The 23637-nt window shown below is 41.6% G+C and carries 17 protein-coding genes; 9 read left to right on the top strand and 8 right to left on the bottom strand.

The window, feature by feature from the left end:
- The first annotated feature begins 22 nt into the window (after positions 1–22).
- The 9 genes from ruvA (at position 23) to AC1XUO_RS13885 (ending at position 13682) form a co-directional block, all read left to right on the top strand.
- Positions 23–613: a Holliday junction branch migration protein RuvA gene (gene ruvA / locus AC1XUO_RS13925; protein WP_483330436.1), complete on the top strand. Its 591-nt coding sequence runs from the start codon at positions 23–25 to the stop codon at positions 611–613.
- A 110-nt stretch (positions 614–723) separates the two neighbouring features.
- Entirely contained in the window at positions 724–7902 is a 7179-nt protein-coding gene (gene sov, locus AC1XUO_RS13920) for a T9SS outer membrane translocon Sov/SprA (protein WP_483330435.1), read from the top strand.
- 77 nt (positions 7903–7979) lie between these two features.
- Positions 7980–8360 carry a glycine cleavage system protein GcvH gene (gene gcvH, locus AC1XUO_RS13915; RefSeq protein ID WP_235151954.1) on the top strand — a complete coding sequence of 127 codons (381 nt, stop codon included), beginning with the start codon at positions 7980–7982 and terminating at the stop codon, positions 8358–8360.
- Positions 8361–8503: 143 nt separating this feature from the next.
- Positions 8504–9787 carry a dihydroorotase gene (locus AC1XUO_RS13910; RefSeq protein ID WP_483330434.1) on the top strand — a complete coding sequence of 428 codons (1284 nt, stop codon included), beginning with the start codon at positions 8504–8506 and terminating at the stop codon, positions 9785–9787.
- A gap of 72 nt (positions 9788–9859) precedes the next feature.
- The gene (locus AC1XUO_RS13905; protein WP_483330433.1) at positions 9860–10420 is read left to right on the top strand and encodes a DUF4199 domain-containing protein; all 561 of its coding nucleotides are present in this window, start codon (positions 9860–9862) and stop codon (positions 10418–10420) included.
- A gap of 59 nt (positions 10421–10479) precedes the next feature.
- Positions 10480–10995 (top strand): DUF4199 domain-containing protein, encoded by a 516-nt coding sequence (locus AC1XUO_RS13900; protein WP_483330432.1) that lies wholly within the window; start codon positions 10480–10482, stop codon positions 10993–10995.
- A gap of 113 nt (positions 10996–11108) precedes the next feature.
- The gene (gldF, locus tag AC1XUO_RS13895) at positions 11109–11837 is read left to right on the top strand and encodes a gliding motility-associated ABC transporter permease subunit GldF (RefSeq protein ID WP_483330431.1); all 729 of its coding nucleotides are present in this window, start codon (positions 11109–11111) and stop codon (positions 11835–11837) included.
- Positions 11838–12213: 376 nt separating this feature from the next.
- Complete coding sequence (locus AC1XUO_RS13890) at positions 12214–12759, top strand: RNA polymerase sigma factor (protein WP_483330430.1); 546 nt, start codon at positions 12214–12216, stop codon at positions 12757–12759.
- A complete protein-coding gene (locus tag AC1XUO_RS13885) occupies positions 12756–13682 on the top strand; it encodes an anti-sigma factor (RefSeq protein ID WP_483330429.1) in 927 nt (308 codons plus the stop codon). The genes AC1XUO_RS13890 and AC1XUO_RS13885 overlap by 4 nt, the downstream gene beginning before the upstream one ends.
- A gap of 88 nt (positions 13683–13770) precedes the next feature.
- Here AC1XUO_RS13885 and AC1XUO_RS13880 read toward each other — a convergent pair whose 3' ends face one another.
- From AC1XUO_RS13880 to AC1XUO_RS13845, 8 genes are all read right to left on the bottom strand, one after another.
- A complete protein-coding gene (locus AC1XUO_RS13880) occupies positions 13771–14364 on the bottom strand; it encodes a Uma2 family endonuclease (protein ID WP_483330428.1) in 594 nt (197 codons plus the stop codon).
- 138 nt (positions 14365–14502) lie between these two features.
- Entirely contained in the window at positions 14503–15891 is a 1389-nt protein-coding gene (locus tag AC1XUO_RS13875; protein ID WP_483330427.1) for a putative oxidoreductase C-terminal domain-containing protein, read from the bottom strand.
- A 75-nt stretch (positions 15892–15966) separates the two neighbouring features.
- Complete coding sequence (locus tag AC1XUO_RS13870) at positions 15967–16737, bottom strand: glucosamine-6-phosphate deaminase (protein WP_483330426.1); 771 nt, start codon at positions 16735–16737, stop codon at positions 15967–15969.
- A gap of 78 nt (positions 16738–16815) precedes the next feature.
- Positions 16816–18018: an N-acetylglucosamine-6-phosphate deacetylase gene (gene nagA / locus AC1XUO_RS13865; protein WP_483330425.1), complete on the bottom strand. Its 1203-nt coding sequence runs from the start codon at positions 18016–18018 to the stop codon at positions 16816–16818.
- 33 nt (positions 18019–18051) lie between these two features.
- Entirely contained in the window at positions 18052–19377 is a 1326-nt protein-coding gene (locus AC1XUO_RS13860; protein ID WP_483330424.1) for a sugar MFS transporter, read from the bottom strand.
- Between the two features lie 70 nt (positions 19378–19447).
- On the bottom strand, positions 19448–20848 hold the full coding sequence (locus AC1XUO_RS13855) for a Gfo/Idh/MocA family oxidoreductase (protein WP_483330423.1): 1401 nt from the start codon (positions 20846–20848) through the stop codon (positions 19448–19450).
- 291 nt (positions 20849–21139) lie between these two features.
- Positions 21140–22144 carry a Gfo/Idh/MocA family protein gene (locus AC1XUO_RS13850; RefSeq protein WP_483330422.1) on the bottom strand — a complete coding sequence of 335 codons (1005 nt, stop codon included), beginning with the start codon at positions 22142–22144 and terminating at the stop codon, positions 21140–21142.
- A gap of 185 nt (positions 22145–22329) precedes the next feature.
- Positions 22330–23388, bottom strand: a complete 1059-nt coding sequence (locus AC1XUO_RS13845; RefSeq protein WP_483330421.1) for a LacI family DNA-binding transcriptional regulator — start codon at positions 23386–23388, stop codon at positions 22330–22332.
- Positions 23389–23637 lie beyond the last annotated feature (249 nt).

Raw genomic sequence — 23637 nt, 5'->3', positions numbered from 1 at the left:
TTTTAACACATACTATACATATATGATTGCCTACGTTGACGGAACAGTAACTTACAAAGATCCTGCATTTGCCGTTATTGATGTCCAGGGTCTGGGTTACGAAGTTCGTATTTCATTGCAGACATACACTGCTATGCCGGATGTTGGCAAGCGGTGCAAACTGGTAACCTATCTAAATATACGGGAGGATGCTCATGTACTTTTCGGTTTCCTTGAAAGTGATGAGAAAAGCCTCTTTTTGGATTTGATCAGTATTTCGGGCGTAGGGCCATCGACTGCTTTAGTCATGCTTTCCTCCCTCTCGTCGCCTGAAATCCGCCAGGGTATCATCGACGAAGATTTACGTCTGATCCAGTCTATTAAAGGAATTGGATTAAAAACAGCCCAGCGGGTAATTCTTGAATTAAGTGATAAAATGCGCAAGGATGCAATGCTTACTACGGGTGTAAAAACGCCTGCTAGTACGAATAATGCATTGAAAAGCGAAGCTCTGGCTGCCCTGGTGACACTGGGTATCCCGAAGGCGACTGCGGAGAAAAGTTTGGATGTTATTATCAAACGCGAGGGGTATGAAATTACGGTGGAGCAGTTGATTAAACTTGCACTTCGCTAGTGAGGATTTTAAAAAGGTCACGCAGGAATATGGAAAAGATTTTTACCGTTGCGTTGGATATGTTGACATTGATTATCGAAGAAAACCCTCAAAAAATAAAGTATTAAGCTTTGTCATCAACGGTTTACTCATCCCTCTTTAAGGCCATTACGATCTCATCCGGAGCTTTGCTGCTGGCAACGGCTTCTTTTGATAAAACTGAATCTAATTCCGAAGCTCTGGCCGACTGGGCTATACTTATGGACACGATTCCGGATACGACCCGCAAAAATGTTGATCGCTCCGGCAATCAGCTGATCATGCGTTGGAAAGATTTTTATTCCAACAAATTTGCCCAGCCAAGGCCACGTTCACCTTTCTATCTGAAAGATCCGGCAAATATTTCCACCAATATTTTACTGGACAGTTCCGGCAAAATTGCTGTTACTGAAAATATTCAAACGCCATCAGGAAACCTTGATTATCGGGCTCCGGAGAGTATGGATATGGAAACGTATGATAAAGCATTGGAAGATCGCGCCTTCAAAAGTTTGTTGCGCGAATATTCATCGAGGCAAGATGGGAAAAGTGCCATGGGTGCAAGAGGCCTTTTGCCTAAACTTGACGTGCCACCCGCTTTGTCAAAAATTCTTGGAGACAATTTCCTTGACTTTAAACCAACTGGTTTCGTGGCACTGGACATTGGTGTGATGAATCAGTTTATTGATAATCCTGCTCTTCCTATTCGTCAAAGACGTAATACCAATTTTATTTTCAACGAACAGATTGCAATTAATTTCAATGCCAATCTGGGAGACAGGCTGGGTTTTCTTACCAATTTTGATACCAAGGCAAGTTTCAATTTTGAAAATGCTTTAAAACTGAATTATAAAAACCCGGAAGAAAGTTTTCTCCGGAAGATTGAGGCTGGAAATATTAACTGGGCCATTAACAGCCAGCTCATACCGGGTGTTCAAAATTTATTCGGTTTAAAAACCGAATTTCAGTTTGGACGTTTAAGTGCAACGTTTGTGGCGTCTCAGCAGCGTTCGAGTAAGGAAAGAATTGTTTTGCGGGGAGGTGCACAAAGCCGTGATTTTGAAATACGGGTAGATAATTACGACGAAAACAGAAACTTTTTCCTGTCTCAATATTTCAGGAATAAATATGAAAGCGCTTTAAGGAACACACCTCAAAATACATCCGGAGTTACCGTTACCCGAATGGAAGTTTATGTTACAAACAGGACGACAACTACAGAATCACTAAGAAATATTGTCGGTTTCACCGATCTCGGCGAACCAGCACCATATAAAACAGGAAATCCAAATATTCAGCCGATTCGTGCAAATCAGCCTGCTGACAATGCCACAAACGGTTTATACAAAACACTAGCCGACAACCCCGGGTTCAGGCAGGTAGATAATGCCAATTCTGCAATCACCAATTTAGGGCTTGAAAAGACAGTAGATTATGAATTGTTGAGAGGAGCAAAAAGGCTCGTGGCAGAACGTGAATATACGTTCAGTCCACAATTAGGCTTTATTTCCCTAACGACTCCTCTAAGAAATGATGAGGTTCTTGCTGTTGCTTATGAGTACACTTTCAATGGAAGGTCATATAAAGTAGGGGAACTGACCGAAGATTACCAGAATCGCCAGGATGACGAAGTTATCGCGTTGAAATTGATTAAATCTTCCACAATTCGTAACAATACAACGTTGCCGATGTGGGATTTGATGATGAAAAACGTTTATACCCTTGGGACAAGCTCAATTGATAAAACCGGTTTCCAGTTACGCATTATTTACAAAGACGATTTAACCGGTATCGATAACCCAAACTTACAGGAAAGTAATCTTGCCAATATTCCTTTGATCCGTGTGATGGGACTTGACAGGTTAAATCCTGTGAACGATTTGCAGCCAGACGGCAATTTTGACTTTGTCGACGGCGTGACCATTGATACAAAGACAGGTCGGGTGTTTTTCCCGGTATTGGAACCGTTTGGTTCTAATCTTAACGCAAGGTTGAGCGAGGATGCGTTTCGTAAAAAATATGTTTTCAACGAGCTCTATCGCACGACGATGATCGATGCGCAGCAGGTGACAGAACGCAATAAATTTTATATTAAAGGTTCATACCAATCCAGCGGCGGCGCTGAGGTTTCATTGCCCTACGGCGTTTTGGAAACTTCGGTAACCGTAACTTCAGGTGGCGTTCCATTATCTGCCGGGTCGGATTATATCGTTGAAGCGCAGATCGGCAGAGTTCGTATTTTGAACGGAAGCGTTATGAATTCAGGACGGGAAATTGTCATTGAATATGAACGTCCGGATATGTTCCAGAATCAGATACGGACGCTGCTTGGTACGCACCTTGACTATGTCGTAAACCGTGATATCAGTTTGGGCTTAACAGCAATCCGGTATAAGGAAAAACCTGCCGGATTTCTAACCCGTGTTGCTATTGGTAATGAACCGGTTAACAATACTATGCTTGGTTTTAATGTGAACATCCGTAAAAATGTTCCATTCCTGACGCGCTGGCTGGACGCACTTCCTTTATTGCAAACCAAAGAAATGTCGAGCATTCAGTTCAAAGCTGAATTTGCACAATTGTTGCCAGGCGTTTCCAAGGAAGTCAATAACCGCTCTCTCATCGATGATTTTGAATCGACCCGGACCGTTTATGATTTGGCAAGACAACCACAAAAATGGCGTTTATCTGCCGTGCCGCCTCAGTATCGTCAGGGATTTGACGGTAAAACGCTGGATTACGGATACAAACGCGCGAAAATTTCGGCGTATGTTATTGATAATCTTTTCGGAGGTGCAGCCGGTTTGGGCGGTGCAGCCCAATCGCCCACGAATATTACGGATGACGATCGGAAAAACGTTTATGAAAAATTATATCTTCCAAAAGATATCTTTCCGAACCGTTCTGTCGCAGGTTTGATCAATTATCCTCAAAACGTATTGGACATTGCATACTATCCGACTGAACGTGGTATGTATAACTTTAATACTGACCTGGATGCGAATGGACGTTTGAAAAATCCAAGACAGAATTTTGGTGGATTAAGCCGGGCCATTACTTCGGATAATGACTTTGATAATGCCAATATTGAAAGTATTGAATTCTGGATGCTGGACCCTTTTGTAACGGGACCAAATGGCGTTGTCCGCGACGGATCAGCAAATCCTCAGAATAACACAACGGGCGGTAAGCTTGTTTTCAATTTGGGCGACATTTCAGAGGATGTGATACCTGATGAACGTTATAATTTTGAAAATGGCCTTCCGCTTACCGAGAAAATAGTTGGTGAAAATGTTGAGCAGACGGTTTGGGGACAAGTGACAAAATCTCAATATCTGATCAATGCTTTCAGTAACGAAGCTGGTGCGCGCCAAAAGCAGGATGTTGGTTTGGATGGTCTGAGCAGTGAAGAGGAAAGAACATTTTTCAAGGAATATCTGGATCGATTGCCAGCGAATCTTACTGCCGAAGCAAGAGCAAGAATACTTGCTGACCCCTCGGGAGATGACTTTAAATATTTCTTAGGCGAAGAGCAGGATGCAGAAGATTTAAAAATTCTCGAACGGTATAAAGAATATATCGGTATGGAAAATAACTCTCCTGAAAGTCTTGGAAACTCTTCGCAGGTAACGCCGGCGTCGGGAAGTATTCCGGATGGAGAGGATATGAACGTTGATAATACGATCAATGACAACGAAGCCTATTACGAATATTCAATTGACCTGAAACCAAATCAACTGAGTGTTGGTAGCGGTTTTATTGTTGATAAAACCACCACAACCAGTGATGGCGGCACGCAAAACTGGTATTTATTCCGTGTGCCGATTAAAGAATTTACCAATCAGGTTGGATCAATTAACGGTTTCAAATCCATCCGCTTCATGCGTATGTACCTGGCTGATTTCCAGCAGCCGGTTGTGCTTCGTTTTGCGCAGTTGCAAATGATCGGGCAGCAATACCGGAAGTATACCTACAATCTGGATGCAGCGGGTTTACAGGAAGTTCCTGAACCTTATGATGCGAAATTTACGGTTGGAACTGTGAGTATTGAGGAAAATGGCGTGGCGGTAAATCCGGCAAACAGTACAGACAAAAAATACATTTATCAGTTACCACCAGGTTGGGAGCGGGATCAGGATTTTACCCAGAGACCCAGTTTGCAATTGAATGAGCAATCAATGAGTCTTTGTGTAACGAATCTTCGTGACGGTGATTCGAGAGCAGTTTTTAAAAATGTAAATCTGGACCTTTTATTCCGTAAGCGTCTGCGTATGTATATCCACATGCAGAATGACGATAACGAAAACGGAATGGTTGGTGCTTTCATGAGAATTGGGACTGACCTTACTCAGAATTATTACGAAATCGATATCTCAGGCTTGCAGTCGACGCGTGAAAATACCGCAGTACGTGAAGAAATCTGGCCGGAAAATAATGAACTAAATATTGCTCTGGACGATTTGATCCGTGCCAAAGCGGAGCGTAACCGCAGTATTGACAAAAATCAAAGTATTCCCTACACGATCACCACAAGCGACGGAAGATATAAAATTACAGTGGTTGGTAATCCGGATTTAAGTGCCGTACGTGTGATGATGATCGGTATGCGAAATCCAAAATCAGCAGACGAACGTGCGAAAAGTTTCTGTATATGGACGGATGAAATGCATGCGGAGGGTTTTGATGATAAGGGCGGCTGGGCTGCAATTGCTCAACTGAACGCCAAACTTGCAGATTTTGCAACGGTTACAGCTTCTGGCCGTGTGGAAACTTTTGGATTTGGAAGTGTTCAGCAACGCATTGGGGAGCGCTCCCGTAACCTGACTACTGAATATGGTTTTTCTTCTAATATCGCAGTCGATAAATTGTTGCCGCAGCAGTGGGGATTCAGTATTCCATTGTTTGTAAGTTATGACAGAAGAAATGTAAAACCACATTTTGATCCGCTCGATCCTGACACACCCTTATCGACTTCCCTGGGCAATTTACAGTCTGATGAAGAACGGGACGGTTACCGGCGTTTGGTGGAGGAGAATGCGGTAAGGCGAGGGATCAATTTTTCAAATGTCCGGAAAATTAAGATGAAGCCAGGAGCGAAAAATCATTTTTATGATTTTGAAAACTTTGCCTTTACCTATGCTTTCAGTGACGATACGAGAAGAAATATCCTGACACAGGAATATTCGCAGCGGATGTATAAAGGTGGAATTGCCTATATATACAGCAGCCAGCCGAAGCCTTTTGAGCCTTTCAAAAACATGAAGGCAACAAACCGTTATGCGGAATTTGTCAGGGATTTTAACCTGACACTACTTCCGAATATGGTTTCAATCCGGACTGACGTGGACCGCCGTTTTGCCAGAACGCAGCTTCGGAATTCTGATCTGACAACAGAAGGTATGACGCCGATGTTCGAAAAATATTTCTGGTTTAACCGTTATTACGATTTCGGATGGAACCTGACGAAGAACATGACGCTGATGTACAATGCATCTGCAAACGCGATCATCGACGAGCCCCAGGGCGACCTGAATACGTCACAAAAAAGAGATTCGCTTTGGAGTAATTTTAAAAATCTGGGTCGGATCAAGAATTTCGATCAGAAAATCAAGCTTACTTATCGCTTGCCGCTGGATAAAATTCCACTGTTTGACTGGATGACTGCGGATTATTCACATTCAGTTGGTTACAATTATCAGGCAAATGCATTTGGTCTTATGGATGCCGATAGCCTTCCTTTTGGAGATATTATCAGGAATAGTCGCGAAAGAGGTATTACGGGAAAAGTAGATTTTGTGATGCTTTATAATAAATTGCGTTATCTGAAATTTGCCAATACGCCGTCTGCGCAGCGCAAGAATTTTGCCAGAAGTCCTGGTGATATTGAAGACATCGATTTGCGTACAACGGATCTTTTGAAAAACATCACCCGTGTTTTGATGACGGTTCGTGGTATCAATGTCAGTTATTCCGTGCAGGAAACAACGGCACTTCCAGGTTATTTACGTGCACCGAAGTATTTTGGTCTGGATAATGCAAACGCACCGGGACTAGGTTTTGTACTGGGAGAACAGGATCGGAACTTCCAGACGAAAGCGGCTGCCAATGGATGGATTACGAAAAGTAAAGAACAGAACCAGCCATTCCAGCAAACCATTGCCAAGAACTTTGCGGCCAATACTTCACTGGAACCTTTCAAAGATTTCCGGATGCAGATTGAAGTAAGGCTGACGCGGCAGGATGCTTATCAGGAGTTTTACAGACCGGATTCGACAGGCGATTTTACCCATCAGAATCCACTACGGAATGGTCAGTTCAGTATGTCATTTATGTCATTCAGAACTGCATTTGCTAAAATCAGAAAGGATAATTCTTCTCCCGTATTTGATAAATTTATATCATACCGGGCAATTTTGAGAGACCGCCTTAATACTGAAAATACGAGTGGAAGTGGGGAATACAATGAAAATTCTCAGGATGTACTTATTTCGTCTTTCTTCGCTGCATACACCGGGAAGGATCCAGAAACTGTTCGTACGAATCCATTCCTGAAATTCCCGATGCCAAACTGGGATATCAATTATGATGGTCTGGCAAGGCTTCCGGCATTTAAGAGATTGTTCAGCAGCTTTACGATGAAGCACAGATATTCTTCGACTTATAGTGTTGGTAACTTTACTTCAAATCTTGATTACGAAGCGCTGTACGTTAACCTGGCAGTAACGGGTTATCCGCTATCTTCCAAAACAAATTATCTGGGACAGTATGTGCCGGTTTTCTCAATGAGCACCATTACGCTTTCTGAGAAATTTGCTCCGCTGGTCGGGGTGACATTCCGTACGCAGAGCAGGATTACGGGAAGTGTGGATTATAACCGGGACAGGACGGTAGCACTTAATCTTTCCAATTCCCAGGTAGCCGAACTATTCAATCAGGATGTGACGGTTAATATTGGTTTTACGAAAAATAATGTTCCGCTTCCATTCAAGATCAATGGTGTGAAGAAAAAATTGAAAAACGATATGACCATGCAGCTTGGTTTAACTTTCCGTGATACGCGCCATATTCAGCGCAAGTTCGACGGAGAAAATATACCGATCGCCGGTAATATCAATTTCCAGCTTCACCCTACAATCAATTATGTTGTGAACAACAGATTGAGTTGCCAATTCTATTTTGACAGGACATTTAATGATCCGTTGGTATCCAACTCGTTTTATCGTTCCAGTACTTCGGGTGGTGTCCAGTTGAAGTTCAATCTGGCTGAATAAAATTCGATTTGGAAAATACAAACTACATCGTGTAATTTGCGTCTGAAATACGTTTCAAAACTTACTCTAATTATATCATGAATTTCCCTTCAGAACTAAAGTACACAGAAGATCACGAATGGATCCGTATTGAAGGAGATACGGCATTTATCGGAATTACAGATCACGCTCAGAAAGAATTGGGTGATATCGTGTATGTAGACATTAATACAGTTGGGGATTCGCTCGGGAAGGGAGAAGTCTTTGGCTCTGTTGAGGCTGTTAAGACGGTTTCGGACTTGTTTATTCCGGTTGCCGGAACAGTGACAGAAGTTAACGATGAATTGGACAGTGAACCTGAACTGGTAAACTCTGATCCTTACGGACGCGGCTGGATGGTTAAAATAACTTTGGCAAATCCTGAGGACACCGAAGGATTACTTTCTGTTGAAGATTACAAACAATTCATTGGTGCCTGATGAAAGATTGAAAGCTCCGAAGGGAGCTTTTTTTTTGCCTGTTAAAATAGAAGATATCAAATAAAGAATTTTTCAGACTAAACGGACGGATTTCCTTCGTTTATTTTTTGGAGTAAATTCATGTATTGCGGTCACAATAATTTATGAAAGTATTAATTCGATCGGTTCGAATCATTGATAAAAAATCTCCTTTTCACGGGCAGGTTAAAGATATACTGATCCGGGATGGGAAAATAGCTCAGATTGGTGATGCGTTGTCGGAAGAGGGGGCGGAAGAAAAACAAGGAAATGGTTTATGCGTTTCGGCTGGTTGGGTTGATATGCGGGTCGCCTCCCGTGACCCGGGTTTCGAACAAAAGGAAGATATTGATTCAGTTCGTGAAGCAGCAGCTCATGGTGGTTTTACAGAAATCGTTTTGCTGCCAAATTCCGAGCCTGTTGTTCATAGCAAAGACACTTTAAACTACATCAAAAATTCCGGTCGTGGCGGATTGGTTAAACTCCACGTCGCAGCTGCTGTGACGCGTAAAGCGGAGGGTGTAGATTTCACAGAAATGATCGACCTGCATACGGCTGGCGCAATCGCCTTCACAGATGGGGAACATCCGGTTCAGAACGCTGATCTTTTTTTGAAGACAATTTTGTATCTGCAGCCTTTGAATGCGCTGTTGATGAACCGTCCGGAGGATCGTCAGCTGACCGTGTTCGGGCAGATGCATGAAGGAATAACCAGTACGCTGATCGGGATGAAAGGTATGCCGTCCCTGGCGGAGGAAATGATGCTGAACCGTGATTTGAAATTGCTGGAATATGCGTTGGAAAAATCTTCTATTGAACTGACAGGTCAGCCCATACTTCACATTTCTCTTGTTTCTACAAAAGAAGCTGTTGCGTTGATCAGGGAAGCCAAGAAAAACGGGTTGCCTGTAAGCTGTGACGTCGCTGCGCATCAGCTTGCTTATGAAGATAAGGATCTCATTGATTTTGATACCAATTTAAAAGTTAATCCGCCATTCCGTTCCACACCGGATCATGACGCGATTCGTCAGGGCTTATCAGACGGAACGATCGATGCAATTGTTTCAGATCATACCCCGCATGATGAGGAAAGTAAAAATCTGGAATTTGATCATGCCGATTTTGGAATAACAGGACTTGAAACGGCATATTCCCTTGCAGTAATGTTTAGCGGACTGGATACGGAAGATATAGTTGAGAAATTTACCTCTCAGCCAAGGTTTATATTAAGACAGGAAGAAATTGCCGTCTCCGAAGGCTCGGAGGCTAATCTTACCTTTTTTGAGCCAGAAACAGAATGGGTTTTTGAGAAGACTTATTCGAAATCAAAAAATACACCATTTTTAGGTAAAACGTTAAAAGGTTCCGTTCGCGGCGTTTTTAACAACGGCAGCCTGAACTGGTTTTAAATTCATTTCTGAATGACAGATTAACAAACGGGACTTCCTGTTTGTTAATCTGTCATTCTACTATAATTCATTATGAAATCAATATTAAGTTATTTTGACAAACCGCTTTTAAAAGTATCGCTGGTTTTTGGTGGGATTACAGGAATACTGGCATTCGCTTTTTTTCTTGGACTGTATGCCTTACAGATTATGCCACTGGGCAACATCAGAGCGTTTGATATGGGGATTTTTGCTATCCTGATTTCAGGAGCATGCTGGTATTACAGAAAAACCTACGGAGGCGGATTTCTGCACCTTTGGGAAGCTTTGAGTATGGGTTATGTGATTACCTGTGTAGCTGCGATCCTGAATGGCTGGCTGATTTATTTGTTCATTACACAAATAGATCCAAGTGTTTTTACCGATTACATCACAGCGGGTCTGGAATTGTTAACCACAAACCGGAAGGATCAGCTGAGTTATTTGAGTGAAGTGGAGTTTATGAAACTTTATAACGAGATTCGGGACAACGATCCGTCAATTGTTATAAAAAATGAAATAAGCCAGAAGTTATTATTATCAATTATTCCAATCCTGATTATCACGTTGATTTTCAGAAAACAGGATTATGGTGTATTTCACAATAAATCATAAATTTACTGACAGTCATTTTTCAAATCCTCTTCATGCTTTAAATTTACACACGGATCATTATGGAAGAACAAGCATCCACTGCTCGTACAGCGCTTAAATATGGAATTTTAACATCGGTTGCCATCATCATTTTTACGACGATCACCTTCGTATCTGGACAGTCACAAAATAAGTGGCTGGCAATGGTTTCCTACCTCATCATGATTATTGGAATCTACCTGGCTATGAAAGAATACCGGGAGACAAATAAGGGATTCATGAGTTATGGTGAAGGTTTAGGTTTGGGAAGTCTTGTTTCTGCTATTTTAGGTTTTTTTTCATCAATGTTTTCAATGTTTTACGTTCGTTTCATTGATCCGACGATCCGGACTCAGATATTGGACAAAGCGAGAGCAGATATGGAAGCGCAGGGCCTGGACGACTCGCAAATTGATCACTATATGGAGCTTTCTGAAAAATTCAGTTCTCCGGGGATAATGTTTGCTGCGGGTGTTTTCGGATTCTTGTTACTCGGATTTATTTTTTCATTGATCATCGCTGCGATTCTTCGCCGCGATAAGCCCGTTTTTGAATAATATTTTTCTTGTTTGCTCCGATGATAGGGGATCTGTTTTGAAATATAAATAGAGTTCAGACCGTTGACAATCAAACGAATTTTTTATTTTTTTCTTAATTTTTCTATCAAAAGGTGTTTGCAATTTTTCAAAAAGAGATAGGTAGTTTTTTTAATTCGCTCGTTGCCTATATGGTGATGGCGGTCTTTTTGATTGCTGTCGGACTTATCGTCTGGGTTTTTCCTGACTCCAACGTTCTGGATTATGGATATGCCGACCTAAATGCTTTTTTTAGTCTTGCGCCGTATGTTCTTTTGTTTTTGATTCCTGCCATTACGATGCGCTCGCTGGCAGAGGAAAGCCGGACAGGGACGCTTGAATTATTACTAACCAAACCGATCAGGAATTGGGAGCTGATCCTGGGTAAATTTTTTGCAAACTGGATTTTAGTATTACTCACCATTTTACCAACGATACTTTATTATATCAGCATTTATAAATTGGGAAATCCGGTCGGGAATATTGATTCAGCGGCAGTTTTTGGTTCTTATATCGGGCTTTCGCTTTTTAGTGGGGTTCTCGTTTCAATGGGAATATGGTCCTCATCGCTGAATGAAAATCAGGTTATAGCGTTTATACTTGGTGTGTTTCTGGCATTTATCTGGTATGTTGGTTTTGGCTCAATATCAGCATTATTAGGAAGTGGGTTTGCCGCCGATATTTTTTCCTGGACCGCGCTGGATGAACAATATCGTTCCTTAGGGAAAGGTTTAGTTGACTCCCGCAATGTGGTCTATCTTTTAAGTCTTATGGTATTCTTTCTTTTCCTGACTTACTGGCGTGTGGAACTGCTCCGTAAATGAAACCTTGAATTCAAAACTTAGATTAGAATAGTTCGTAAATGGAAGTTAAAGTTTTAACTGAAACCGGTTTTAGTTACAGAAATGACTTTTTTTGCAAAATTTAATACGATCACGCTGCACTTATCAAATTTTTTTATAATCTCTTTGAACTGGAACATTTGAATTGATCTAATAATCTGCTTTTCACGTATATGATAAAAAGCACACTAAAATGATCAAAGTACCAAGCTTGCTAATTGGGGCGCCTCCGTCCGGATTACAAACGATTTCGGATTATAGTCAAAGGCTGGTAATTATATACTTACCAGTTGAACAGATCTTGGGAAATTTTATTAGCTTGCCAATAAGAAATGTAAAATTTAATGTTAAGCGACTCTTGGCGACTAGCAAAGTAAAATATTCGGAAGAAGAACTTGTAGTGGCTCTCAAAAGAAATGAGAGGACTGCATTTGAATTCCTCTACGATCACTACTCTGGGGCATTATTTAATATAATATGCAAAACATTGCGTGATGAGGAACGGGCTGCTGATGTGTTACAGGAATCATTTTTGAAAATCTGGAAAAACATTGCCTCGTACAATCCGGAAAAGGGAAGACTTTTTACCTGGATTTTAAATATTGCCCGAAATGGTGCCATCGATGCCGCACGCGTTGAGGGTAGAAAACCGATCATGGATGATATCAATGATCGGGTTGCACTGAATGAGCGCGACACCAGTGAGGAGTTAAATACCGTTAGTTCGGACATGAAATCAATCGTTAATATGCTTCGGCCGGAGCGGAAAATTTTAATTGATATGGCCTATTTTCAAGGTTATACACATGAAGAAATTTCCGAAGAATTGAAGATACCGCTGGGTACAGTGAAATCAAGAATCCGAACAGCATTACAAGAGTTAAAACAATACTTTGCAGTATGAATATCCAAGCCTACATAGAGTCCGGTATATTAGAGGAATATGTATTGGGCACCGTTTCTTCTCAGGAGAAGCAGGAAGTGGAGTGTATGTCTCATATTTATCCAGAGATAAAAGAGGAGTTGATGCGCACGGAGAGCGCTTTGGAGCAATATGCACTGAAACATCAGACACCACCACCGGCTTTTTTGAAAGAGACGCTTTTCGCTCAGATGAATTTCGATGAGGTTACAGGAGAACCTGAATCTGCTGAACTGATCGGTACTGAACCTACATTGGTTCATGCTGACGATAATATAAAAAAACTGCCTGTTGATAGCGATTTTAGAGCGGAAGCGCAACCAGTACCGGCACGTGAAGTTTATACAGATACGTCCCTATCTGATGCAGGCGCAACCATCATTTATCCTGCCTGGGCGAAATTTGCTGTGGCTGCATCAATCTTGTTCGCGGCATTGTTTGGGTGGTCTGCCCTTCAAATGTCAGGTGTTAAGGAACAAAATGAGCAGTATGCCGCAGAAATGGAGGTGTTGAAATCCGATATGGATGTTGTTAAAAGGGATGCGGAATACAAGGATGCGTTAGCGAGTCTTTACAGAAATCCACACCATAAAGTAGTGCGTATGGCGGGGCTCGAAAAATCTCCTCAAAGTATAGTAGCCGCGATCTGGGATACAAAAACAAATGACGTTTTACTTGACGTTCAGAACTTACCGGCAACTCCTGCGGGTAAACAATATCAGCTTTGGACGATCGTAGATGGTAAGCCGGTTGATATGGGTGTTCTGGATCAGGAATTTTCCCATAAAGTCTTGAAAATGAAACAAGCGAACCCTGGTGCTGTGGCGTTTGCTATCACGCTGGAAAAGACCGGAGGGAGCCCAAATCCAACCATGGAAGATATGTTCGTGATGGGTAAAGTTTAAACCTCGTCAATTGGAGATAATGACAAAAATGCAAAACACCCGTATCAGAAATTCTGGTGCGGGTGTTTTGCATTTTTCGTTTATTAATTCAGACGTCAAAAATATCTTTTACCAATACTTCAAAACCTTCAATAACATCTGACCGCAATGTTTCCGATTCAATAAATGGTTTTAATCCGATAAACTTGCCCTCGTCGTTTAACTTGTATACCAGAACTACGTGATGATCCGGCTCAACAAGCCAGTACGCTTTCACGCCGTTTTCCTCATAGATCTCAAATTTCTCTTTCATTTCTTTGTCTGTATTGCCAGGAGAGAGCACTTCGACGATAAGATCCGGAGCTCCGATACAGCCTTTTGAATCGATTTTCGAAGAATCGCAGACTACACATATGTCGGGTTGTACAACAGTGTAAATTTTATTAGATTCTTGTTTTTTTAGAGGTGTCAGACGAACATCAAACGGAGCGAAAAAAACTTTGCAAGGCTTTCTTTTCAAGTGGGCTTTGAAAAGAAAATAGATTTGCCCGGCAATTAACTGATGCCGTGTCGCCGGTGCCGGCGACATCTTGAAAATTTTTCCTTTTATGAGCTCTATCCTTTCATCAAAATGCCATTTTAGATAATCGGCGTAGCTGTAAGTTCCATTAAGATCTAACTGATCGATACTGGTAATTTCCATAGATGAATTGATTTTGAACTAAAACAAATATAGGTAAATAAAGCTGAACCTCTGAAATTTAGGTTTTTTACATATTGCCAAAACAAAAAAGGCGGTGCAGATTTTACACCGCACCGCCTTTTCTAAAATTATTTCGTTTTACTTTCCGCCTTTTGCTTGTTTTAGCGCCTGGGTAGTCGTGTAATATTTGGCAATCATATTTGGAACTTCCCATTCCGGCAACTTTCCAGCTTTCAGGTATTCCATATACTTATTTGCAACCTGGGCAAAATGGGATTCATGCCCGGTATCATATTTTGCTGGAATCGTGATTTCCCAGCCCTTCGCATTTTTCTTCAATTCGATGCCGGGAAACTTATCCTGTACAGTTTTGAAACTTTTCGTTAATGCTTCTTCGTATCCTTTATCTTTCGAAACCTGTTCTATATAAAGCACTGGCTTATATTTTTGATCTTTTCCCTGACGAACAATCAGGTTTGCCTTAGAGCCTTTCATGATCGAATAATGCGTATCACCTGTTCCTTCAGGTGCCTGAAAATTCCATATAACCGAAACTTTGGCATGAACTCCTTTCAGCGAGTAATTAATTTCACCATTTGAATACACGTTCAAACTGCTGTCTTTTACATCTTTTTTCAGGAAATCTGGATACGTGTCACTTTTAGTAACAAGCTTGAACTGAGACGGTGTGAGCTGGGTTGCCGAACGTTTCGTAGAAAGCAATTGAATATCTTTCTGATAATCCAGCGTTACGTTCGGGAAGCAGCTCCATTGTACCAGATCCACCAAATGTGTGGTCACGTCAACCATTCCTTCACCTTGCTGATTTACGTCAAAAAACCAGGTAGGACGAACGAGAGCCTCGCCGGAAATATATTTGAAAAAGTGGTGTACACTTTCTTTTACTACTGCCGGGTCCGACGACGTTCCTTTTTGCAGGTCGCCAAAAATTTCAGGAAGTTCCGCCAGTTCCCGCTGTAATGTATTAGTGATTTCATAACGCTCGGTCATGATATCGTAAAGCAAAACCTTGTTTTTCTCAGCGCTTGTGAACGCTTCTTTTAACAAGTCAAAACCCGCAGCGTCAATAGCCATCGGTTTGTCTGCTAAAACATTTAAACTTGCATCAACTGATTTTTTTATAAAATCAGTTTTTTTCTGATTATTTCCAGCCAGAACGACAACATTACCTTTCTTTTCAGACAACATTTTTTCTAAAAAGTCCAGACCGGTATATACTTTTTCTTCCCACTTGGTCGGGTCTTCCGAACGGGTATTGTATTTTTCAACCTTATCAAGATATGCTTTGACATCCGGGCCATCGGATGCATACACATGAACCAGCGGATTAACATCTGCGTACATGGATTTCTGAACCAAAGCGGCATGGAAATGACCTGGTTCAACAACAATCAGACTTAATGATTTTTCCTCTTTTTGCTCTGATTTTTCTTCCTTTTTGGTAGTACATCCCTGATTCAATGCGATAATACCTGTTAAAGCGATTGTCAAAAGTTTTCCCTTCATGTAATCCTGATTGACAGTGGAAAGTTGAAAATAAATAATCTTATTGGTCTGGGTTCACAAAACGATACCCGGCTTTTACTTATAAGACGAAATTTCCGTCAATCTCCCCGCACTGTCCTGATCAATATATAAAATAGCATCAGGATGATTTCGAAGAATGGTAGATGGATATTTCTCACTGATCTCGTCTTCAAGGGTATGCTGAACCGCTTCGGCTTTTTTGAGACCAGGTACAATCGCATAAGCATATTTCGCTTTCAGCAGTGCCGGAATGGTGACGGTCAACGCATGGGTAGGAACTTCATCAAATGATTCAAAGCAGGCATCGTTAACCTGTTGCTGCCGGCATGCATCGTCCAGGCTCACTTGTTTGACAATCAGCTCGTCGTCAAAAAATGCAACATGTGGATCATTAAAAGCCAGGTGGCAATTTTCACCGATACCCAGACACACAATATCCGTCGGGAAATCCGTCAATAATTTTGCATAACGGTCACACTCTTCGGAGATATCCGTCGCGTTTCCGTTCAGATAATGGACAGCGTGTAATGGAATCTTTTCAAAAAGTCTTGTTTTTAGGAAATAGCCGAAATTTTGTGGAGCATCGTTTGGTAGTCCTACATATTCATCCATGTGAAAAGCATTGACCCGTTCCCATGTAATATTTTTTTCTTCGGCTAAAACAGAGAGAAACTCGTCCTGTGAGGGTGCGGCTGCAAATATGATGTTAACAAATTCTTTTGTTTTTAATAGCTCCTGGATCTTTGCAGCGACGGTTTTAGCAGCGGTTGCGCCCATTTCCTGTCTCGTATCAAATATTTGTATCTCTAAATTTCCGGCTTTCATTTCGTATTTTTTTTAATTTTTCTTTCACGCAAAGCAAAAAAGTTGGAACGCAAAGTTCGCAAAGGCGTCGCGTGCGTTTTAACTTACCTTCTTTGCGTGAACAGCGTCATATATTATTTGACCGCCAACGATGGTTTTTTCAATGTTTATATTCTGATCAAAAATCACAAGATCTGCGTCTTTTCCAGCGGCCAATGAACCCTTTTGCCCATGAACATTCATAATTCTGGCTGGCGTCAGTGTTATCATTTTTACAGCGTCGATTAACGAAACATCAGCCAACTGGACCATATTCCGGACCAGCCGATCGGCTGTTGCGACACTTCCTGCGAAAGAAGAACGGTCGGGCAGTTTGGCAACTCCATCTTCGACAATAACTTTTAAACCTGTTTTTAAAGGTCCGAGCACACTGTCGCCTTCGGGCATACCGGCTGCGCGCATGGCATCGGTAATTAAAGCAATACGGTCCGGCCCTTTTATTTTCATGATCAATTTCAACAAAGGCGCCGGTAAGTGAATACCGTCAGCAATGATTTCTACATCCATGGCGTCGATTATGAACGCACTCTCGATCACTCCTGCATATCGGAAAGCATTCCTGCGTGTAACACCTGACATGCCCGAATACAGGTGTGTCGCCAGCGTATATCCGTTTTCAAAACCTTCCAAAACTTCTTCGTAGATGGCATCCGTATGCGCCAGCGCTGCTAATATTCCTTTTGACTTTAAATATTTTGCAAAATCGATGGCACCTTTCAGTTCTGGAGCAGCACTCCATCGTGTGATAGAAGATGAATGGGCGATAACTTCTTTATATTCAGCAGGATCCGGATCACGAATATAACGAGGATCCTGAGCACCCCGCTGGCTCATGGCGAAGTAGGGCCCTTCCAAGTGCATCCCTAAAAACTGGGCGCCCTTTTTGTTGTTTTTATTCGCAATTTCGTACAGATCGAGCGTTTTTAACAAGTCTTCTTTTTCACTCGTTAAGGTGGTCGGCACCATGGCCGTTGTCCCGTATCTGGCGTGGGTTTCTGCAATTGTAAGAAACGCTTCCTCCGTGCCATCCATAAAATCAGCGCCGCCGCCACCATGAATATGCAGGTCTATGAAACCAGGTGTTATATATTTTCCATCCGCATCAATTTCGAAAGCATCGGAAATCTCAATATTTTTTTCACTTACTTCCAGAATTTTACCCTTTTCTATAATTACGCAGCCGCCATTAATCACACGGTGTGGCGTGAGTATTTTTCCGTTGAATATTTTGGTTAAAGTCATTGGGTTTTATTTTGTCAGACATTGTGGAGTTGGTCATTGAATCACCCACCTTCGGATTTTATGACCTTTTACAGCATAAAAAACCAGATATAAATAACATGGAAAGAGCACCCAGTAAGCGGTTCTGACATCATATAAATCAGCGATATAGCCATAACATAATGGCATAATTGCGTTTCCACACAATCCCATAATCATTATGGACGCTCCCAGTTTTGTAAATCGCCCAAGATCATCGAGTGCCAGCGGCCATATCCCTGCCCAAACAAGAGAATTCGCCAGACCCAGTAACACCACAAACCAGATAGAAATGTCTGTGGAGTGACCCAGAAAACTTACCTGTCCCTGAGTGAAAATGATCAGCAGCGTAAAACAAGTACCTAAAAGTGTACAAATTCTCAGTGCATTCACCTGGCTTATCACCTTTGGAATCAGTGATATTCCGATTAAGTATCCACAAATGGTACAAAACAGGGTGTAGGACGGAAATACCTTTGCTTCCAATAAATTAATTCCCATGGAGTTGGCGTAACTAATAATCGTGTCTATGGCAATGACCTGCGTCCCGACATGAAGAAAGATAGCCAGAGCTCCTAAAATCAAGTGAGGGAACTGGAAAATACTGTTTTTGCCAGCATTCGCCTGCGCAACTTCTTCGCTTTCATGTTCCGTATCGATTTCTGGTAAAGGAGATTTGTAAACCAAAAATCCCAGAACAAAAAGAAAACTTCCTAAACCGATATAAGGGTTGATGACACGGCGAATCAATTCATCTAATGCGGCACTTCTTTCTATATCCGTCATTGAACTTAATTGCGCAAATAAATCGGTATCGGTAGGTCGCAGGATTACCGCTGCAAAAACAATCGGAGATAAGATTCCGGCAGCTTTATTGCAAATACCCATCATACTTATGCGCTGTGCAGCTCTGTCTTTCGCCCCAAGAATGGTAATGTATGGATTTGCGGCAGTTTGTAAAATGGCCAGCCCTATCCCAATTGTGAATAATCCGAGCAGGAAAATTTCGTAGGTACGGGACATCGCCGCAGGAACAAAAATGAATGCACCTGCCGCCATAAACCAGAAACCGATCATCATGCCTTTTTTGAAACCAACCGCTTTAAGTAAAAAAGACGACGGGACGGACATCACGAAATACGCAATATAAAATGCAAAGGCAACCAGATATGCCTGGAAACTGGTCAGCTCGCAGGCTATTTTGAAATAGGGGATAAGTATAGAGTTCACCCAGGAAACGAATCCGAAAATAAAAAACATCAGACCAATGATCAGAATTGAGATCATCGTGTCACTTTTATTTAACTGATTTACCTGAATTGCGGTGGATTGAGCACTCATTTTTTGAGTTTTATTTTAAAGTAATTTCCGACAAATAGGAATCGGAGAAAGCTTTTATTTAGTTCTTAAACTAGATTGTCGGTTCCCAGCCTTTTGCATACTCGCGTTTCCACAATTTCTCTGCTTCCCTATTATTTTTGATATGGCCGTTTTTAGGATCAATTTCAAGAGAGCCGCCTGAACGTACTGCAATGTTGCCTAGCTGGCACAGCAAAGTGCTTTGGTGTCCGCCGACAATTTCAGCATTGACCGTTACACCGTTTTTTATTCCGTCGAAAAAATTCTGGATGTGGATGGCATCGAGCGCCTGCGACGGATCCATTTTATTCCTTGGATCTATTTTATAATCGTTCTTCACATCCTTCACCAGTTTATTTTCCAGGTCATAAACTTTGTAGGAATTTCCTGGTTCGATTTGGATGGATCCTGTTTCACCATAAAAAACAACACCGACGCTTGCCCCTTCGATTGTTCTTCCATTGCAACTTCTGCCCTCCCAGGTCATGCCTTTATCGTTGCCAAAATCCCAGCTGATCACTTGCGTATCGGGTGTTTGCCAATCATCTTTGTAACGGTATCTTCCACCAGAAGATGTAACATGTGTCGGATACTCAACTCCTAAGCCCCAGCGCATTAGATCGACCATGTGTGTTCCATTGTTCAAAGCTTCGCCTGTTCCCCAGTTCCAAAGCCAGTGCCAGTTATAATGAATCAGGTTGTCTTTATAAGGAGTTCTTGGCGCAGGCCCCTGCCATAATTCATAGTCCAGCCAGGTTGGGACTGCTACTTCTTTGCCGATTCCTATCGACGCACGGTTGTTGGTATACCAGCCTTTTGCGAAGTAAGGGCGTCCGATTGAGCCATTTATCACTTCCTTTACACCGGCAGCCACGTTCGGCCAGGAACGGCGTTGATTGCCCATTTGAATGACATTTTTATATTTTTTCGCGGCAGCAACTAAAAGCTCTCCCTCATTTGGATTGTGGCTGCATGGTTTTTCCAGATATACATGTTTTCCCGCTTTCGACGCCAGAATCGCAGCAGGTGCATGCCAGTGATCTGGTGCTGCTATAACGATTGCGTCCATCTCTTTGTCCTCCAGCGTCTTTCTGAAATCAGGCTGGTTTTTTGGTTTCGAAGCAGAGATTTCCCCAACTTTTGCGATGCATTTTGCCGCAGCCCTTGAATCCACATCTGAGATATATACAACTTCACAATTTGGTTGTAAAGCATAATTACTGGCCAGAGCGAACCCACGGCTGTTTACGCCCATCACGCCAACGCGCACTTTCTCATTAGCACCAATGATGTTGGCGTAACTTTTCGCACTAAAACCGGGTAAAATTCCACCAAAAGAAAGCAGGGCAGTTCCCGCTAACGTTTTTTTCAAAAAGTCCCGCCTCGTATCATCCGTTTTTACTTGCACCGATGTTGGGAGATTATTTTCGTTCGTGTTGTTTGTATCTTGCATCTGGTCAGATATTTAGGTTCAATATAAAATTTTCAATGTTCCGGGAGTTTGCGCTAAAAGAACATTATTTAAAGTGATGAGCAATAGATAATTACTTACGCCGGAACAGTTTCTCATCCATGCTAAACAGGCAATTGCGGTATCCCAAATGTATTTCGTCAATAATGCATTGCACTCAAAAATTCCCGTTGATTGCAGAACTGACTTCTCTATACGTCTGGATTTTTTTTCTCAGTCAAACGGAATATAACTATTCCAGGTTTGCTTACGGCTGACCTGGGAAAATAAGATCTATTTTTTTTTCGCTTTGGCCAATATACTTTCCAGCATAACGCTTTTTCCTCCCTGACGTTTACTTTCGTCAGCTGCTTCCATAAATGTGAATATTTCAATGGTTTCTTCTGGTGTCACCGGAACTTCCCCTGTTTTGAAATATTTGATGATATCAACTAATAATGGCTCATACCCTGCGTAAGGCCCTAAAATTTTATTTCCGTCCTGTGTAAAAACGGTTCCGCCGTAATCATGTTTTCCGGTTCTGGTTCCGCGGAAAGTGCCGGTTCTGCCGTCAGCCCATATACCGACAACAATGTCAGTATCAGGCGTGCTTACCCGGCTGACACTTTTACAACCCGTTCCCATAACGGTATAAAGAGTTTCCACACCATGTATTCCATACCAGAAAAAATCAGGATGTGTTTTTTCCAAAGTCGCCGGGCTGAAAGTGTCGGCACCCAAAACTTTGGATTTGTCAATAGCTTCAATACCTTTTATATACCGAAGCGAAGACGCTGAGAAAACCGGGATCTTGTATTTTTTGGAAGCCTCATAAATCGCTAGGGTGTCCGACAATGTTCCCGCAACGGGTTTGTCGATAAACATTCTCTTCCCTGCTTTCAAAACTTCCAGTGCCTGTTCAAGATGGAGCCGTCCGTCATTCGTTTCCAGCAGAATTACATCAACTTTTGACAACAGGTCTTTGATCGACGAGGTAATTTCAACACCCAGTTTTTTTACTTCTTCAATGTAGCCCGGGATTCTTTTAATGCTCGATTCGATGTCTTTACTTCCCTGTGGATAGGCTGCCACGACCTTGTATCCATCATAAACGGGATCTGGCGAGGCGGCATTCAGTGCCTTTGTAAATGCGACACTGTGTGAAGTATCCAACCCGATGATCCCCACTCTTTTTCCCTCAGCGGGAGTTGCAAGAGTAGTTGTGCCATCCAGGAATTGCAGTGCCACGCTGGTAGCAATCGTGGTTTTAATGAATGATCTTCGGTTATAAGAAATCATTAAGAAAAAGATATAGGTTTAGGAATAGCTCCGAAATATGATGGTTTCGGGTACGTACCCGTAAATATACGAACAAATTTTAAATACCAGTCTTTTTTGAAAAATATATGATAAAATTCTGTTTAGGTCTGTTAAACGGAATTAGTATGATTGGAAAAGCAGGAATTGGATTAGTTTGTTCTTATTCAGTTTTGATAGAATTCGTGGTTTTCTTTCGTAATAATATCGATAGGCATATATTGAATTTTCTCCACTGAACTACCGATGACCAGCTTTTGATATAATGCCATCACCGCCCGGTATGCTTGTTCTTCCGGTTTGTGACAAATCAGAAAATCAATCACATTATTGTTCAAATGCTGCAAGTTTTCTTTTAAGAAATCATAACCGATCAGAGATATATCTTTCTTTTTGCTATTTTGAAGGAATGATGCAACCGTGAAAACCCTGGAATTTGTCACAAAAATCGCTTCGATATCCTGATGGTCATGAAAAACGGAAGTCAAATGGCGGGCTACGGACAAATAATCTGTTTCTTTGATATCAATTCTAACAATGGTGTTACCCATTTCGTTATCTCTAAAATAGGATCTGAATCCTTCTTCGATCTGAAGATAATTGTAGTTTTCAATTTCCTTTGAAATATTGACGACCAGAATCTTATTCCTGCTTTTCAGGCGATAGGTGAGTAATTTTGCACCGACATATCCGCTTTTAAATAAATGAGGGCCAATATACGATAGGCTGCGCTGTTCCGGAATGTTAGAATCGATAAAAACGTACGGTAATTTCAGCTTCTGGCATTCTTCTGTAAAATGCCTGGATTCTTCTATAAATGATGGTGAGAGCATAACCCCATGCACACCCTTATCCAGGATCAAATTTGCCTGTTGAACAAAGGTTTCTTTATCGCTTAGGTCAAAGAAAAAGGGAATTGTCTGAATTCCATACTGTTTTATTTCAAGATCTGCTCGCTGAATTCCTCGTAAAGGTGCTTCCCAAAAGTCAGTTTCTTCGGAAACACGCGGGATCAATACCGCCAGTATAATAATATTTTTTGAAGCCAGGCGACTCGCCAGAATATTGGGCTGATAATCCAATTCCTTTATAATCTCATTGATTTTCTTTTTCGTTTTTTCCGAAACACCAGTGCGGTTGTGAATTACCCTGTCGACCGTCGCAATTGACACATTGGCTCTGCGTGCAATTTCCTTCACGCCAAAATATACAGAATCTTTTTCCATTCAGATTAAAATTAACTGTTGATCTGAAATTTTGGAAGTGCAGATTCAACAAAAGCAATGTATTGAAATAGTAGATAGGATCGAATGTAACAAGCCTTTTTTTAATAACAAAAAAGATATTGTCTGTTGCAAACACCGATTGATGACAAAAAACTGCGTTAAATTGCCGCTGTTTCTGAGTTTTGGGTGGATAAAAATAGTTTTTTTACCATAAATTTAATTTAGTAGAGATTATTTTGAATTGAGTTT

This window comes from Dyadobacter sp. HNCC25DJ186, from assembly GCF_056895235.1.
The sequence above is the reverse complement of the archived record's forward strand: the minus strand, read 5'-3'. Positions and strand labels throughout refer to the sequence as shown.

What these genes read in the sequence shown, in the direction of transcription:
- AC1XUO_RS13880 (WP_483330428.1), bottom strand. Translation starts at nt 14,364, where the DNA reads ATGGAAATTACCAGTATCGATCAGTTAGATCTTAATGGAACTTACAGC.
- AC1XUO_RS13845 (WP_483330421.1), bottom strand. Translation starts at nt 23,388, where the DNA reads ATGGAAAAAGATTCTGTATATTTTGGCGTGAAGGAAATTGCACGCAGA.
- ruvA (WP_483330436.1), top strand. Translation starts at nt 23, where the DNA reads ATGATTGCCTACGTTGACGGAACAGTAACTTACAAAGATCCTGCATTT.
- AC1XUO_RS13860 (WP_483330424.1), bottom strand. Translation starts at nt 19,377, where the DNA reads ATGAGTGCTCAATCCACCGCAATTCAGGTAAATCAGTTAAATAAAAGT.
- nagA (WP_483330425.1), bottom strand. Translation starts at nt 18,018, where the DNA reads ATGACTTTAACCAAAATATTCAACGGAAAAATACTCACGCCACACCGT.
- AC1XUO_RS13905 (WP_483330433.1), top strand. Translation starts at nt 9,860, where the DNA reads ATGAAATCAATATTAAGTTATTTTGACAAACCGCTTTTAAAAGTATCG.
- AC1XUO_RS13855 (WP_483330423.1), bottom strand. Translation starts at nt 20,848, where the DNA reads ATGCAAGATACAAACAACACGAACGAAAATAATCTCCCAACATCGGTG.
- AC1XUO_RS13870 (WP_483330426.1), bottom strand. Translation starts at nt 16,737, where the DNA reads ATGAAAGCCGGAAATTTAGAGATACAAATATTTGATACGAGACAGGAA.
- AC1XUO_RS13850 (WP_483330422.1), bottom strand. Translation starts at nt 22,144, where the DNA reads ATGATTTCTTATAACCGAAGATCATTCATTAAAACCACGATTGCTACC.
- AC1XUO_RS13910 (WP_483330434.1), top strand. Translation starts at nt 8,504, where the DNA reads ATGAAAGTATTAATTCGATCGGTTCGAATCATTGATAAAAAATCTCCT.
- AC1XUO_RS13900 (WP_483330432.1), top strand. Translation starts at nt 10,480, where the DNA reads ATGGAAGAACAAGCATCCACTGCTCGTACAGCGCTTAAATATGGAATT.
- gcvH (WP_235151954.1), top strand. Translation starts at nt 7,980, where the DNA reads ATGAATTTCCCTTCAGAACTAAAGTACACAGAAGATCACGAATGGATC.
- AC1XUO_RS13875 (WP_483330427.1), bottom strand. Translation starts at nt 15,891, where the DNA reads ATGAAGGGAAAACTTTTGACAATCGCTTTAACAGGTATTATCGCATTG.
- AC1XUO_RS13885 (WP_483330429.1), top strand. Translation starts at nt 12,756, where the DNA reads ATGAATATCCAAGCCTACATAGAGTCCGGTATATTAGAGGAATATGTA.